Raw genomic sequence first — 14458 nt, 5'->3', positions numbered from 1 at the left:
CGCGCGCAGTCGCTTACGGCGCGTAGCTGTTGCAGCCCCAGCGCTGCCAGTTGGCGACGCGGGGGCACTTGCTGACCTTGGCGATCCACAGATCGAACACCCGCGGCTCGCGCAGGCACGCGAGATAGCCGATGCCGTGGATCACCAGCATGACCGGCAGCGTCCAGAAGCTCTTGGTGATGAGGAAAATCTCGGTCACCAGAGCGAAGTTGATGATGAAGAAGCTGTAAGTCACGCCCGCAAACATCTGCGGCCGGGTCAACGCGCGATGGACGGGATAGCGGGCGAGACTCATGCGCTTAACCCACCGCTGCCGACTGGATGCCGGTGACGATCGCGCCCGCGCCGAACAGGATGAACACGCCGATGATCACGGTCGCGCCGAAGCGCCAGTTCATCCGGCCGGTGAGCATCATGAAACCGACGGCCGCCACCGCCATGACGGCAACCGCGGTCGCCACGTTGCCGAGCAGCGTACCCTGCAGCCAGCCGAGCGCCGCGACGATGGGGCCGGAACCGGCAGGATCGGCCGCGACGGCCTGAGCATGGGCCAGCGAAGGCGAAAGCTGGGCCGCGACCACGGCCGAAACTGCGTAGAAGCAGCGCGCGAAACGGCTGCGAAGATGTGCGTATCGAATCACCATACCCTCCGTATGAGCGCGCAGTGCGCTAGCAGGATGACAGGTGTGTGACGACAGTGCTGCCAAGCCGTCGCAAATCTCGTCGCAGATGATGAACGGATGACGGTTTTATTTCAGGGCAGCCACGCGGCGACTGGCTTTATATATATGAGGACGCCTTCGTGGCTGCTGCGACCTCGAAGGACCCGGCTTGTGCACCGAGGATCGTCGAGACAATGATCGGGAGAGGGCGAGAAAAAGGGGCGCCCCTTTCGGAACACCCCCTCATCCCCGCCGGAAACCGGATTTCAGCGTGAGGCCATACGGTTCGCCGCCAGCAGGCCGCTGAGCGCACGCCGCGCCGCGAAGCGCGAATCGACCCAGGTTCCGTCAGCCAGTTCGAGATCGTAGCGCACCGGCGTCGATACCGCCGCGCGGAAGGCGGACAGCGCCTTGCCGCTCATTCCGGTGCGGGCATAGGCGGCCCCGAGGTTGATGAGCGTCGCCGGATCATCCGACTTGGCGCCGCCGTCGGCCTCGAGCTTGGTGATCGCCTGCTGCGTGCGGCCCGCGGCGAGTTCCGCATAGGCGACGTCATGAGCCTGCGATGCCGGCCGCTCTACGACGAGCGAAAACGCTGACTGACCCATCAGAACGGCGGCGGCGAGTGCGGTAAGGGACATTGCGATTTCTCCCGTGGACTATGTCGATACCCCGTCATCGTCTGCCGGAAATCGCCGCCCATCAACAAAATGACGTCAGTGTCATAAAACTGCAATCAACCTGTGATCGCCAAAGCCACCGCCGACTCGATGGGTAGCTAACCTGCGGCTAATTCGCAACGTCACATAACCGTCGTGTAAGTGCATATTAGTGTCATTGTAATGCCAACAAAGCGTCACTCGCGCGGCCTAGAGGCCTCGATCAGCGAGGGGCGGAATCGTGATCGCCCCCGTTCGATCTGTTCGACCTGAACACGCCTGAACACACGGGGGATTCATCGTGAAGAAAATTTCCGGTCTGCTGCTCATGGGCTGCAGCGCACTCGCTCTCGCCGGCTGCGGCGCCGACGACATCTCCTCGCCGGGCGCCGGCTCGATCGATGTCGACATCACCAACCCGACGCCGACCCCCACCCCGACCCCGGGCACCGGCCTGGTCGAAGCGGCGACCGACTGCCCCGCGATCGGCGCGACCGGCGGCCTGACCAACAGCGGCACCGTCAGCGGTCCGGAAGGCACCTGGCGCGTCTGCACCCTGCCCTCGCTGATCGACGCCAGCACCACGCTGCCCAAGGTCGATGGCGTGCTCTACCGCATGAACGGCCGCGTCGACGTCGGCTGCGACGGCGGCCTGACCGCTCCGACCACCGCCGCTCCGTTCTCCACCACGACGCTGAGCTGCGGTGGCCGCTCGCTGACCGCCGACACCAACGTTACGCTCACCATCGAGCCGGGCGTGATCGTCTACGGCCAGAACGGCGCCGATCCGGCATGGCTCGCGGTCAACCGCGGCAACAAGATCAACGCCGAGGGCACCCTCGCCCAGCCGATCATCTTCACGACGTACGAGAACGTGCGCGGCACCGCGACCGAAGCGACCGACGGTCGCTGGGGCGGCGTCGTGCTGATGGGCCGCGGCATCACCACCGACTGCACCGCCGGTGGTTCGACCGCTGACCAGACCTGCGAGCGCGACACCGAAGGTTCGGCCAACCCGGCGGTCTTCGGCGGCAAGGACAACGCCTACAACGCCGGCATCATGAAGTATGTCCAGATCCGCTTCTCGGGCTATGTGCTCGGCTCGAACACCGAGCTGCAGGCCCTGACCGGCGAAGGCGTCGGCACCGGCACCACGCTGGAATACATCCAGAGCGTGAACAGCTCGGACGACGGCGCTGAATTCTTCGGCGGCGCGGTCAACATGAAGCACTACATCGCCGTCAACGCCGACGACGACAGCCTCGACATCGACACCGGCCTGCAGGGCAACTTCCAGTACGTCATCATCGCGCAGCGCGCTGCCGACGGCGACTCGCTGATGGAAGTCGACAGCAACAACAACGAAGACCAGACCCCGCGCCAGCGCAGCGTCGTGGCCAACTTCACCGCCATCCAGACCGGCGTTAACAACAACTCGAACAACGCGGCGATCTTCGCACGCGGCAACGCCGACCTCACCCTGGTCAACGGCGTGGTCTACGCGCCGCAGGACGAGTGCATCCGCGTCAACGGCACCGGCACCACCGCCACCCGTGCGACGCTGACCGCGCAGTCGGTCGTCATGACCTGCGCCAGCTCGGGCGCGTTCCTCGGCACCGGCAGCTATGCCAACGCCGACGTCCAGGCCGCGTTCAACGCCGGTTCGAACAACAACGCCGCCTTCACCTCGACGCTGGCGAGCACGTTCGTCAACGGCGCCAACGAAGCCGGTGTGGTGGCCTATGCCAACATCAAGTCGCTCTCGAGCTACTTCGACGCCGTAACCTATGTCGGCGCCGTCAAGGACGCTGCCGACACCTGGTATCGTGGCTGGACCTGCGACACCGCGACCGCGAACTTCGGTTCGAACAGCGCCTGCACGGCCCTGCCGGTCACCTGAGGCAACCGCCCTTAGTCGAACGAAAGGGGGGGCGGTCCGCGAAGGCCGTCCCCTCATTTGCATCCAATTCTCTGTTCCAGGGGGACACCAAATGACCAAGCCGCGGCTCGTAGCGGCGCTGCTGCTTTCCAGCGCGATGACCATGCCGACGATGGCATGGGCGCAGGACAGCACCACGACCGACAGCACTTCTCCCGCCGACGCCGGTACGCCGCCCACCGGGCAGGAAGCCGAGGAAGCGGAAGCACCCGACGTGTCGATCCCGGGCGGCGAGATCCTCGTCACCGGCCAGCGCTCGCGCAATGTGCAGCGTTATGCCCCGCAGGTCGTCTCGGTCCTGTCGAACGAGGAAATCGCGCGTACCGGCGAAGGCGACATCGCCGGCGCCCTCGGCCGCGTGACCGGCCTTTCGGTGGTCGGCAACGGCTACGTCTACGTGCGCGGCCTCGGCGATCGCTACTCGCTGGCCCTGCTCAACGGCTCGCCCCTGCCCAGCCCCGAGCCGCTCAAGCGCGTCGTCCCGCTGGACCTGTTCCCCACCAGCATCATCGCCTCCTCGCTCGTCCAGAAGAGCTACTCGGCGAACTTCCCCGGCGAATTCGGCGGCGGCGTCATCAACCTGACCACCCGCGCCGTGCCCGACAAGCCGTTCCTGACGATCGGCGGCGGCGCCTCGTGGGATACGGAAACCACCAACAAGCTCGGCTACACCTACTACGGCAGCAAGACCGACTGGACGGGCTACGACAACGGCAACCGCAACAAGTCCGTCGAGATGAAGGACTACCTGAGCAGCGGCACCCTGCTCGACGGCACCAGCGATGAGGCGCGCGCCATCGGCAGCACGCTGATCAACGGCCGCAACGCCGTGGTCCAGAAGGACGAGCACCTTCCGGTCAACTTCTCGGGCAGCCTTTCGGCCGGTACGTATGCCGACATCGGCGAAGTGCGCCTCGGCGTGATCGCGGCGGCCAGCTACTCGAACAAGCTGCAGACCAAGGACATCACCACGCAGCGCATCGCCGGTCTCGACTACGACACGCGCGAGCAGGACTTCCAGCAGGTCGTCACCGAGAACCGCATCGTCGCGAACGCGATGCTCGGCCTCGGCCTCGAGTGGGGTGAGAACAAGATCCGCTGGACCAACGTGTACATCCACGACACGGTCAAGCGCGCCTCGCTTTCGCTGGGCTACCAGAACGCGACCCCGACGATCGACTACATGTACCAGGACACCGGCTGGTACGAGCGTCAGCTGATGGACACCCAGCTGGTCGGCGAGTTCAAGCTGGGCAGCGACACCGAGCTGGACGTGCGCGGCGGCTACGCCAACTCCAAGCGCAAGGCGCCTTACGAAATCTCGCTGCAGTACGTCCGCCTGAACAGCGGTGCTAACGGCGACCAGTTCATCAATCGCCTCGACGGCGGCAACCAGGGCGACGCCACGGTCGACTTCTCCAACCTGGACGAGGACGTCTGGTCGGCCGGTGCGGACTTGTCGCACACGTTTGGTGCGGGCTGGCAGGGCACGGTGGGCTATGCCTACCAGCTCAACGATCGCCGCACCTCGCGCCGCGCGTTCCAGATCCGTGCGCAGGGCGATACCCGCCTGATCAGCACCTTCGGCCTGCTGCGGCCGGACGTCCTGTTCCAGCCCGGCATGTTCTATATCGACCAGGCCACGGACAACGCAGTCGATTATCACCTGCTGACCAACGAGATCGACTACGCCGGCGCGGTGTTCGACGCCAAGCTGAACAACCACGCATGGTATGCCAAGTTGAACGGCCAGGTCACCGACGCCCTCAGCTTCGACCTCGGCGTGCGCTGGGAATACGCCACCCAGTTCGCGGGCGTGGTGCCGATCGCCGCCACCGGCACGGCCATCCCCGACACCAACCTCGAGCGCGAATACTGGCTGCCCGCCCTGACGCTTACCTACGAGCTGCAGCCCGGCATGCAGCTGCGCGTCAACGGTTCGAAGACGATCGCACGCCCGCAGTTCCGCGAGCTGCTGTATCAAACCTTCTTCGACCCCGACAGCAACCGCAGCTATCGCGGCAACCCGCTGCTAACGGACAGCCAGCTCTACAACGCCGAAGCGCGCTTCGAGTACTATCTGAGCACGAAGGACAAGGTGTCCATCGGCGGCTTCTTCAAGCGTCTGGAAAACCCGATCGAAACGTTCCTGGTCCGCCCGGGCAACGACTTCGTGACGACGTATGCCAACGCGCCTTCGGCCAACCTCTACGGCGCTGAAGTCGAACTGCAGAAGTACTTCGACGTCTTCGCCGACCGCCGTGTGCTGCTGGCCGCGAACTACACCTACACCAAGTCCAAGCTCAGCGTGAAGCAGGGCGACACGACGGCGGTGTACGGTGCCTCGACCAACAATGCGCTCGACTACTTCCGCGACGGCGCGCCGCTCACGGGCCAGTCGGAGCACATCGCCAACGTCCAGCTGGGCCTCGAGCAGCAGGACGGGCTCTCGCAGCAGACCTTCCTGTTCAACTACGCCAGCAAGCGCGTGACGAGCCGCGGTCTCAACCAGTCGGGCCAGAACGACATCTTCGAGAACCCCGGCTTCACGATCGACTTCGTGGCGCGTCAGGGCATCGAGCTGGCAGGCACCGACATCGAGGTGAAGTTCGAGGCACGCAACCTCACCGGCCGCAAGCACTCGGAATATCAGGACTTCGAGGGCGGCCGCATTCAGGTCAACACTTACGACGTCGGCCGCGTGTTCTCGCTCTCGGCTTCGGTCACTTTCTAAGCCGTCTTTTCCGGGGAGGCACCTGCCCTCCCGACGGCAACCTCATGGCCCGGTCGCCCAGCGACCGGGCCTTTCTTTTTTGCCCTTTGCAAAGTCGGCAAACACCGGTAAGCGCCGTCCCGTCATCTGGGGAGTAGCCGCCCGCGCATGTCGCGGGACCTGCCGTCAACACACTTGGCCGAGAGGCCATGGCGCGCAGGAGGACGTTTTAAAACGTCCGGGCGAGACCAATGACGCATGCGGTTTCGCTCGGCCGGGCGGATTACCGAATGCGTCGTTGCGTTTCGTTTCCGCCCGGCCCGAAAGTACCATGACCATGGAAGCCCTGCTTACATCGACCGCCGTGGTCGCCCTCGCCGAAATCGGCGACAAGACCCAGCTTCTCGCCATCGTTCTCGCCACGCGCTTCAAGCGGCCCTGGCCGATCGTCGCGGGCATCTTCGTCGCCACGATCGCCAACCACTTCCTCGCCGCACTGGTGGGCGAACAGGCGGCGGCGTTCCTCGACGGGCAGTGGTTCCGCTACCTCGTCGCCGCCAGCTTCATCCTGATGGCCGGCTGGACGCTGATCCCCGACAAGTTCGACGAGGACGAAGAGGCCAAGCCGAGCCGCTTCGGTCCGTTCCTGGCGACCGCTATCGCGTTCTTCCTCGTCGAGATGGGCGACAAGACCCAGATCGCCACGATCGCGCTCGGCGCGCGCTTCCAGAGCGTAGTGCCGGTGATGATGGGCACCACCATCGGCATGATGATCGCCAACGTCCCGGCGGTGTTTCTCGGCAATGCCCTCATCAAGAAGGTGCCGCTGAACGTCGTGCGCACCGTGGCGGCGCTGCTGTTCCTGGTGATCGGCCTGTGGCTGCTGGCGCAGACGGCGGGGCTGCTGGGTTGAGGTTTCTGGGCTGAAACGACGAAGGGGCCGCGGCAAGGCGGCCCCTTCTTGTTGCGTCATCAAACCCCGTCACCCTGAACTTGTTTCAGGGTCCATTTGGCCGTCAACGCCGCGCTGTGCTCCCGCAAACCGGGAGCGCCGATGGCGAAACGACACTCCGGCCCAAGTTGCCCGATGGACCCTGAAACAAGTTCAGGGTGACGGCAGGTTTGCGATGGAACCGTCGCGTACCTTACGCCACGTCCATCGCATAGCCCGCCGCGCGCACAGTGCGGATCGGATCGGTCTCGCCGTCGCGGTTGATCGCCTTGCGCAGACGGCGGATGTGGACGTCCACCGTGCGCTCGTCGATGTCGGAATCCATGCCCCAGACGCCGTCGAGGATCTGCTGGCGCGAGACCACGCGGTTCGGGCGCTCCATGAAGTAGCGCAGCAGGCGGAACTCGGTCGGACCCAGATGCAGCGCCTCGCCGCCGCGACGCACGCGGTGGCTGGTGGCGTCGAGTTCGATGTCGCCCCACGACAGCACGCTGCCCGCCAGCGACGGACGCGCGCGGCGCAGGAGCGCCTCGATGCGGGCCATCAGCTCGCGCGGGGAGAACGGCTTGGTGACGTAGTCGTCCGCGCCGGTCTTGAGGCCGCGGATCATGTCCTCTTCCTCGCCGCGCGCGGTGAGCATGATGATCGGGACCGAGGCAGTTTCCTTGTCCTTGCGCAGCTGGCGGCAGACCTCGATTCCGGGCACCTGCTCGATCATCCAGTCGAGCACGATGGCATCGGGCGTCTGCTCGCGCACCATGACGAGGGCTTCCTCGCCGTCGGGCGTGGAGCGAACGTCGTAGCCTTCGGCGGAGAGGTTCCAGGTCAGCAGTTCGCTGAGAGCGACGTCGTCCTCGACGACGAGGATCGAGGCGGCGCTCACGACAGCATCCCCGAACTGGTGTCATCCGTCAAAGAGTCACGCTCCGTGCAGTATTCGCCGGTCGCCGCGTAGTAGACCATCTCCGCCACGTTGGTGGCATGGTCGCCGATACGCTCCAGGTTGCGGGCGATGAAGAGAAGCTGCGCGGCGCTGGTGATCGTTGCCGGGTTCTCCATCATGTGCGTGAGCAGCGAGCGGAACAGCGTGTTGTAGAACTGGTCCAGCTTCTGATCGCGCTTGATGACCTCCACCGCCAGCTGCGCATCGCGCGAGCCGTAAGCGTTCAGCACATCGCGCACCATGGACTCGGCGATCTCGGCCATGGCCGGGACCAGCGTGACCGGGTCGATCTTGGTGCGACCTTCCAGCGCATTCACGCGCTTGGCGATGTTCTTGGCGTAGTCGCCGATGCGCTCGATCACGCCCGAGATCTTGAGCGCGGCGATGACGTCGCGCAGATCGTCGGCCATCGGCGCGCGCAGGGCGATCGTGCGAACGGCGAGGCGGTCCACTTCGGCCTCCAGCGCATCGAGCCGGGCGTCGGCGGCGACGACTTGCGCGGCCAGTTCCTCGTCATGATGGACGAGCGCGGTGATGGCATCGCGGATCGCGACTTCGGCGAGCCCGCCCATTTCGGCGACGAGGCCGCGAAGCTGCCCGATCTCGGAGTCGAAGGCCTTGACGGTATGGTCTACCATGGCTTTTCCCTGTCAGCTCACCAACTCAGCCGTAGCGGCCGGTGATGTAGTCCTTGGTGCGCGTTTCGCGCGGATTGGTGAAGATCTGGTCGGTCTCGCCATATTCCACCATGCTGCCGAGGTGGAAGAAGGCGGTGCGCTGCGACACGCGCGCGGCCTGCTGCATCGAGTGGGTGACGATGACGATGGCGAAGCTTTCCTTCAACTCGTCGATCAGTTCCTCGATGCGCGCGGTGGCGATCGGGTCGAGCGCGGAGCACGGCTCGTCCATCAGGATCACCTCGGGGCTGACCGCGATGGCGCGCGCGATGCACAGGCGCTGCTGCTGGCCGCCGGAAAGCGCGGTGCCGGCGTCGGTGAGGCGATCCTTGACCTCTTCCCACAGGCCCGCCTTGGTGAGCGCGTTCTCGACGATGCGGTCCATGTCGGACTTGGCACTGGCGAGGCCGTGGATGCGCGGGCCGTAGGCGATGTTCTCGTAGATCGACTTGGGGAACGGGTTCGGCTTCTGGAACACCATGCCGACGCGGGCGCGCAGGGCGACCGAGTCCATCGTCGAGGCGTAGATATCCTCGCCGTCGAGCAGGATCTGGCCGTCGACGCGGGCACCGGCGATCGTGTCGTTCATGCGGTTGAGAGTGCGCAGGAACGTCGACTTGCCGCAGCCCGACGGGCCGATGAAGGCAGTGACGATCCCGTTGTCGATGTCGATCGAGACGTCGTTGATCGCCTTCTTCTGTCCGTAGAAGACGTCGACGTTACGAGCGGTGATTTTTGCTTCGGTCATGGTTCTACCAGCGGACTTCGAATTTGTTTCGAAGGTAAATGGCGATGCCGTTCATGGCGAGCAGGAAGACCAGCAGCACGATGATGGCGGCGGAAGTGTTCTGGACGAAGGCCTTGTCGATCTCGTCCGACCACAGGAAGATCTGCATCGGCAGCACGCTGGACGGGGCCGTCAGGCTGTCGGGCGGGGTGACGACGAAGGCGCGCATGCCGATCATCAGCAGCGGCGCGGTTTCACCCAGCGCGCGGGCCATGCCGATGATGGTGCCGGTCAGGATGCCCGGCAGCGCGAGGGGCAGGACGTGGTGGAACGTCGTCTGCACCTTGCTGGCGCCGATGCCGTAGGCGGCCTCGCGGATCGAGGGCGGGACGGCCTTGATCGCGTTGCGGCCGGAGATGACGATGACCGGCATCGTCATCAGCGCCAAGGTCAGACCACCGACCAGCGGCGAGGAGCGCGGCATCTGAAAGGTGTTGATGAACACCGCCAGACCCAGCAGGCCAAAGATGATCGACGGCACAGCGGCGAGGTTGTTGATCGACACCTCGACCCACTCGATCCACTTCTTCTTGGGCGCGAACTCTTCCAGATAGATCGCGGCGAGCACGCCCATAGGGAAGCTGAGCAGCAGCGTCACCAGCATGGTGAGCAGCGAACCCTTGGCCGCGCCCCATACACCTGCCGCGCTGGCGTCGGTCGAGTCCGAACCGGAGAGGAAATCCCAGTCCAGACCGCCCAGCCCGTTCTTCAGCATGATGACGAGCAGCAGCGCGAGGAAGCCGAGGCTCAGGACGATCGCGCCGAGGCCGATCATCTTGAACCGCTTCTCTGCAGCATGTCGCTTCGCGAGGCGGCGTACCGCCTCGGGCGAATTCCAGTCGGACTTACTCATAGGCTTCGCGGAACCGCTTCACGACGCGCAGGGCGACGATGTTGAGGATGAGGGTGACGATGAACAGCACCAAGCCGAGCGCGAAGGCCGACAGCGTCTTGGGGCTGTTGAACTCCTGGTCGCCGGTCAGCATCTGGACGATCTGGTAGGTGACGGTCGTCATCGAGGCGAAGGGGTTCGCCGAAAGGTTGGCGGCGGCACCGGCGGCCATGACGACGATCATCGTCTCGCCGATGGCGCGGCTGATCGCCAGCATCACGCCCGCGACGATGCCCGGCAGCGCGGCGGGCAGCAGCACCCGCTTGATCGTCTCCGAGCGGGTGGCGCCCAGCGCCAGCGAACCGTCGCTCATCGCGCGCGGCACGGCGGCAAGCGCGTCATCGGCCATCGAGGAGACGAACGGGATGATCATCACGCCCATCACCAGACCGGCGGCCAGCGCGCTCTCGGTCGAGGGGTTGGCCATGCCCAGCGAGGCGGCGAAGTCGCGGATGAACGGCGCGACCGTCAGCGCGGCGAAGTAGCCGTAGACCACGGTGGGAATCCCCGCGAGGATCTCCAGCATCGGCTTCACCCACTTGCGCACGTCGCGGGTGGCGTACTGCGTCAGGTAGATCGCGCTCATCAGGCCGAGGGGGATCGCGACGACCATGGCGATGATCGCGCCGATGTAGATCGTGCCCCAGAACAGCGGCACAGCACCGAAGTTGTCGTTGATGTTGTCGCCCATGGTGCTCGCAGGGGACCAGTGGGTGCCGGTGAGGAACGCGATCGGCGACACATCCTTGAAGAACATGCCCGCCTCGAACACCAGCGAGGCAACAATGCCGAAGGTGGTCAGGATCGCCAGCAGCGAGGCTGCCAGCAGCACGCCCAGCACCAGGCGCTCGACATGGGTGCGGGCCTTGAAGTCCGGGCGGATGCGCGTGAAGCCGAAGGCGCCGCCCGCAAAGGCAACGATCAGTACAATCACTGCGCCGATCAGGCCGAACTTGACTTGCGCGGCGCGGAACGGCTCGACCAGCGCCTGCGCCTCCGGGTTGAAGGCGACGGCGTTCGGATCGGCGGCGATGGTCTGCGCCTCGGCGACGATGGCGCCCAGCTGGAACGGGTCGGTCGGCAGGCCATGCGCGGCAGGAGTGGCGAAGACCGCGCCCTGGACGAGGCCGGGCATCACGGCCTGCCATACCAGCCAGGCGGCCAGTGCCGGGACCACGATCCACAGCGCCAGATGCCAGCCATGGTAGCCGGGCATCGAGTGCATCGACCCCCGGCCGGTATAGAGCAGCCGCGCCCGGCCGCGCGCGGCGAACCAGCCGACAAGGCCGAGGCCGAGGACGGCCAGGAGAACTCCGGTAAGTATCATGACTGGCCCATCGGCCCCTTGTTCATACCGGGCGCTCCATCCACGCCGTCATGGCGAGACCGCAGGCCGAAGCAACCCAGGGCGGTTTGCGCCTGCCCTGGGTTGCCGCGCGGCTGCGCCGCTCGCAATGACGATGCAAGGGATCGAAGCACCGTAGTGGGTTCTTACTTCAGCTCGGACGGATCGAGCGGGGTCATGTTCGCGACGATTTCGGCGCTCTTCTTGCGCACGTCCTCGGGCGCGATGACCATGCCCTTCTTCTGCAGGAGGCCGTCGGCGCCCCACGACTTCACCCACTCGGCGACGTAGCCCTGCAGGCTCTTGATCGGGCCGAGGTGCTGCTTCTTGACGTAGATGTAGAGCGGACGCGCGCCGGGGTACGAATAGTCCGAGATCGTCGCGTAGGTCGGGGTCACGCCCGACATCGGGATGCCCTTCAGGCTGTCCGGGTTCTCTTCGAGAAACGAGTAGCCGAAGATGCCGATGGCCTTCGAATTCTGCGAGATCTTCTGGACGATCAGGTTATCGTTCTCGCCCGCGTCGACGTAGGGACCGTCTTCGCGAATGTCGTGGCAGATCGCTTCGTACTTGTTCTTGTCGCTGTCCTTGAGCTTGGCGGTGGTCGCGTCGGTCTTGCAGCCGGCCTCGAGGATCAGTTCCTTGAGCGCGTCGCGCGTGCCCGAGGTCGAGGGCGGGCCGTAGACGAGGATCGGTTCGGCCGGAAGCGACGGATTGACGTCCTTCCAGGTCTTCGCAGTGTTGGGCTTGCCGAAAGGGTTGGCCGCCAGCGCCTTGTAGATGTCGGTCGGTGTCAGCTGGAAGCCGGGGCCGCTCTTCGATTCGGCGAAAGCGATGCCGTCGATGCCGACCTGGACCTCGACGATCTCCTTAACGCCGTTCTTCTGGCATTCCTCGTACTCGGACTTCTTGATCCGGCGCGAGGCGTCCTCGATGTCCGGGTGCTGGGCGCCGACACCGGCGCAGAACAGCTTCATGCCCGCGCCCGTCCCGGTCGATTCGATGACCGGCGACTTCACACCCGCCGCCTTCGCGTAACCCTCGGCCACGGCGGTGGCGAAGGGGTAGACGGTCGAGGAACCGACCGCGCGAACGAAATCGCGCGATCCGGCTGAGGAACCACCAGAACCACCACAAGCGCTGAGCGCGGCGAGCGAGACGGCGGCGAAAATGAAGGTCTTGGTCGAACGCATTGGTAAACCCCCTTGGGCTTTGATCTTGAACTGCCCCCTATTGGTCTTTGATGACACTTTTGCGTCAATAACGTGACTAAGTAGGAAGTGTCTCGAAAATCCGGCGCGCAGGCCTCAATAATTCCACTGGATCTGGGCGCGCAGGACGTCGCCTTCGGCCTGTCCGGCGCGTCGTTCGTCGGCCTCGGCGCGCTTCATGCGGGCATAGGCAAGCGTGAACTCGATCGGCTTCACCGGCGTCCATTCCACGCCCAGTTCGATATCGTTGGTATCGAGGCGCGGCGCATTGACCGCGCCCTTCCAGCCGCCCTTGTAGCGTTCCCACCGCGCATAGGGGATGACCCGGCCCGCGCCGAAGTCCGGCACGCGGTACATCAGCATCACGTAGCCGCCGCTGGCATTATGCGATTCGATCGTCTGCGTTCCGGTATCGAACTGCGGCCCGCGCCCGAAAGTCCACTCGGCCTGGATGCCGAAGGGCTGCGGATAGAGGATCGCGTGCGCGACCGCGCGTCGCTCGGTGAAGTTCTGCGCGGTCACCCCGCCCGCGCGCACTTCCGGCTTCACCTTGTTGTGCATCAGCGAGCCGCCCACTTCGAGCACCTGCCCGTCCAGCCCGATACCGTCGAGCCGCATCGGCCATGTCGCCATCGCCACCGACATCAGGCTCTCGTTGCGCTCCTGCCGGTTGACGCCCTGCCCGTTGAACACGCCGAAGCCGAAGGCGCCGTAATTGCCGAAAAGCTTCTGCCCGCCCGCTTCCAGTTCGTCCCAGATCGCCTGCACGCGGTCCGGCGTGTAGTAGGCGACGATGCCGAGGTCGCGCTCGCTGGGCACTCCGGCGTTGATCGCGTCGGTGCGGTCGAGCGGCACACGGTTGGAGGAGGACTGCAGGTTCTCCCACCCGAACGGCACCTTGGACTGGCCGAAACGCAGCTTCAGGCGCTGCGCCTTGTCGAGCGCGACGTCCACGTAGGCATCGCGCAGCTGCAGGAAGTTGTCGCGCCGCTCGCCCGAAGTCTGGTTGTTGACCGCGCTGGCGAAGTCGGGTTGCAGGTAGAACGAGACGCCGTGGCCGAGGTCGCCCTGCATCACGAGGCGGATGCGGCGGAAGAAGAAGTTGCTGTCCGGGCCGATGCTGCCGTCCTGCACCGACCGCAGGCGCGAGCGGCCTGAAGGCGCGTCCTTGTCGCCCGAGATGATCTCGTTGAAGCGCATCTGGGTATAGCCGCGCAGCTTGATGCCGCTCGCGGTCTTGGCGAGCTTCGCCGGGATCGAGCTGGCTGCCGGGGCGGGCGGAGGAGCCTCAGCGGGCGTGGCCGGCCCTGCCGCGAGAGCTGGAACCGGCGTCGCGGCCGCATTCGGAAGCGGAGTCGCGGCCTGCGACGCCGCGCCCTTCGCCGCCGCAAGCTGCCCTTCGAGCGAGGTGATGCGCTGCGCCATCGCCTCCATCTGCGCGCGCATGGCGGCGAGGTCAGCCTGGGTGACCGAATCGGCGGACTGCGCCAGGACTGGGGAAACCCAGCCCAGGGCGACGACGAGCGCTATGGCGGAAACGGGCAATCTTCGCATGGCTGCGGATTGCATCACGATTGGGTTCAGGATTCGCGTCATTTCGATGACGCGAATATGTCCATCGAATGACACTTTGATGACGTCAGGCTTCCCACTCCAACCCCTCCGGCAAGCGGGAGGG

The 14458-nt window shown here is 65.3% G+C and carries 13 protein-coding genes and 1 riboswitch; of the genes, 3 read left to right on the top strand and 10 right to left on the bottom strand.

Going from position 1 to position 14458, the window contains the following annotated elements; all coding sequences use genetic code 11:
* Positions 1-13: 13 nt before the first annotated feature.
* The 3 genes from ACODRZ_RS11530 to ACODRZ_RS11520 form a co-directional block, all read right to left on the bottom strand.
* A complete protein-coding gene (locus tag ACODRZ_RS11530) occupies positions 14-295 on the bottom strand; it encodes a VirB3 family type IV secretion system protein (RefSeq protein WP_103094926.1) in 282 nt (93 codons plus the stop codon).
* 4 nt (positions 296-299) lie between these two features.
* Positions 300-644, bottom strand: coding sequence for a TrbC/VirB2 family type IV secretion system protein (locus ACODRZ_RS11525; protein WP_008831074.1), 345 nt, complete (start codon positions 642-644; stop codon positions 300-302).
* A gap of 284 nt (positions 645-928) precedes the next feature.
* Positions 929-1303 carry a hypothetical protein gene (locus ACODRZ_RS11520; RefSeq protein ID WP_488970254.1) on the bottom strand — a complete coding sequence of 125 codons (375 nt, stop codon included), beginning with the start codon at positions 1301-1303 and terminating at the stop codon, positions 929-931.
* A gap of 319 nt (positions 1304-1622) precedes the next feature.
* Between ACODRZ_RS11520 and ACODRZ_RS11515 the strand changes: the two genes are divergently transcribed.
* The 3 genes from ACODRZ_RS11515 to ACODRZ_RS11505 all read left to right on the top strand — a co-directional run bounded on the left by ACODRZ_RS11515 (position 1623) and on the right by ACODRZ_RS11505 (position 6886).
* Positions 1623-3221, top strand: coding sequence for a hypothetical protein (locus tag ACODRZ_RS11515; RefSeq protein WP_488970255.1), 1599 nt, complete (start codon positions 1623-1625; stop codon positions 3219-3221).
* Positions 3222-3312: 91 nt separating this feature from the next.
* Positions 3313-5994, top strand: a complete 2682-nt coding sequence (locus ACODRZ_RS11510) for a TonB-dependent receptor domain-containing protein (protein WP_488970256.1) — start codon at positions 3313-3315, stop codon at positions 5992-5994.
* Between the two features lie 115 nt (positions 5995-6109).
* A riboswitch (yybP-ykoY riboswitch) is annotated at positions 6110-6304 on the top strand.
* 6 nt (positions 6305-6310) lie between these two features.
* Positions 6311-6886, top strand: coding sequence for a TMEM165/GDT1 family protein (locus tag ACODRZ_RS11505; protein WP_036526437.1), 576 nt, complete (start codon positions 6311-6313; stop codon positions 6884-6886).
* A 232-nt stretch (positions 6887-7118) separates the two neighbouring features.
* On the opposite strand, the gene phoB is transcribed toward ACODRZ_RS11505, so the two are convergent.
* The 7 genes from phoB to ACODRZ_RS11470 all read right to left on the bottom strand — a co-directional run bounded on the left by phoB (position 7119) and on the right by ACODRZ_RS11470 (position 14334).
* On the bottom strand, positions 7119-7808 hold the full coding sequence (gene phoB / locus ACODRZ_RS11500; protein ID WP_008828293.1) for a phosphate regulon transcriptional regulator PhoB: 690 nt from the start codon (positions 7806-7808) through the stop codon (positions 7119-7121).
* Positions 7805-8506, bottom strand: a complete 702-nt coding sequence (phoU, locus tag ACODRZ_RS11495; RefSeq protein WP_271184563.1) for a phosphate signaling complex protein PhoU — start codon at positions 8504-8506, stop codon at positions 7805-7807. The genes phoB and phoU overlap by 4 nt, the downstream gene beginning before the upstream one ends.
* Before the next feature lie 25 nt (positions 8507-8531).
* A complete protein-coding gene (gene pstB, locus ACODRZ_RS11490) occupies positions 8532-9293 on the bottom strand; it encodes a phosphate ABC transporter ATP-binding protein PstB (RefSeq protein WP_008828291.1) in 762 nt (253 codons plus the stop codon).
* 4 nt (positions 9294-9297) lie between these two features.
* The gene (gene pstA / locus ACODRZ_RS11485) at positions 9298-10185 is read right to left on the bottom strand and encodes a phosphate ABC transporter permease PstA (protein WP_488970257.1); all 888 of its coding nucleotides are present in this window, start codon (positions 10183-10185) and stop codon (positions 9298-9300) included.
* Entirely contained in the window at positions 10178-11551 is a 1374-nt protein-coding gene (gene pstC, locus ACODRZ_RS11480; protein ID WP_488970258.1) for a phosphate ABC transporter permease subunit PstC, read from the bottom strand. Before pstC ends, pstA begins: the two co-directional genes overlap by 8 nt.
* 164 nt (positions 11552-11715) lie before the next feature.
* A complete protein-coding gene (locus ACODRZ_RS11475; RefSeq protein WP_488970259.1) occupies positions 11716-12762 on the bottom strand; it encodes a substrate-binding domain-containing protein in 1047 nt (348 codons plus the stop codon).
* A gap of 114 nt (positions 12763-12876) precedes the next feature.
* Complete coding sequence (locus tag ACODRZ_RS11470; RefSeq protein WP_488970260.1) at positions 12877-14334, bottom strand: porin; 1458 nt, start codon at positions 14332-14334, stop codon at positions 12877-12879.
* Between the last annotated feature and the right edge of the window lie 124 nt (positions 14335-14458).

This window comes from Novosphingobium sp. FG90 (genome assembly GCF_057808725.1).
Note: the sequence above shows the minus strand (reverse complement) of the source record. Positions and strands in the feature narration are given on the sequence as shown.